Origin of the sequence: Rhizobium esperanzae (assembly GCF_002204185.1) — a bacterium.
GTDB classification, from domain to species: Bacteria; Pseudomonadota; Alphaproteobacteria; order Rhizobiales; family Rhizobiaceae; genus Rhizobium; species Rhizobium esperanzae.
Window position 1 is genome coordinate 1 of record NZ_MXPU01000062.1, and the last position, 993, is coordinate 993.

1 protein-coding gene is annotated in these 993 nt (G+C 62.7%); it reads right to left on the reverse strand.

The window, feature by feature from the left end:
* Positions 1 to 993 (reverse strand): elongation factor Tu (tuf, locus tag B5E41_RS30920; protein WP_088397330.1); only part of this gene is annotated, 993 nt, incomplete at its 5' end.

Below are 993 nucleotides of genomic sequence, written 5' to 3' on the forward strand. Positions count from 1 at the left end.
TTACTCGACGATCGAAGCGACGATACCGGCGCCGACGGTGCGGCCGCCTTCGCGGATAGCGAAGCGCAGCTTTTCTTCCATCGCGATCGGAACGATCAGCTCGACGTCAACCGTGACGTTGTCGCCCGGCATGACCATTTCCGTGCCTTCCGGAAGCGTCACGATGCCGGTCACGTCAGTCGTGCGGAAGTAGAACTGCGGACGGTAGTTGGTGAAGAACGGCGTATGACGGCCGCCCTCTTCCTTCGTCAGGATGTAGGCTTCTGCCTTGAACTTCTTGTGCGGCTTGACGGAGCCCGGCTTGCACAGGATCTGACCACGCTCGACGCCGTCACGGTTCACACCGCGGATCAGTGCGCCGATGTTGTCGCCGGCCTGGCCCTGGTCGAGCAGCTTGCGGAACATTTCAACGCCGGTCACCGTCGTCTTCGAGGTCGGACGGATGCCGACGATCTCGACTTCTTCACCAACCTTGATGATGCCACGCTCGACGCGGCCGGTCACGACCGTACCACGGCCCGAGATCGAGAACACGTCTTCGATCGGCATCAGGAACGGCTGGTCAACCGGACGCTCAGGCGTCGGGATGTAGGAGTCGACCGCTGCCATCAGTTCGCGGATCGCGTCTTCGCCGATCTTCTTGTCGGAATCTTCGAGAGCGGCAAGCGCCGAACCCTTGACAACCGGAATGTCGTCGCCCGGGAAGTCGTAGGACGACAGAAGCTCGCGAACTTCGAGCTCGACCAGCTCGAGAAGCTCGGCGTCGTCAACCTGGTCGACCTTGTTCAGGAACACAACGATCGCCGGAACGCCGACCTGGCGGGCGAGCAGGATGTGTTCGCGCGTCTGCGGCATCGGGCCGTCAGCAGCCGAGCAAACCAGGATCGCGCCGTCCATCTGCGCCGCACCGGTGATCATGTTCTTCACGTAGTCGGCGTGGCCGGGGCAGTCGACGTGCGCGTAGTGGCGGGCCGGCGTCTCATACTCGACGTG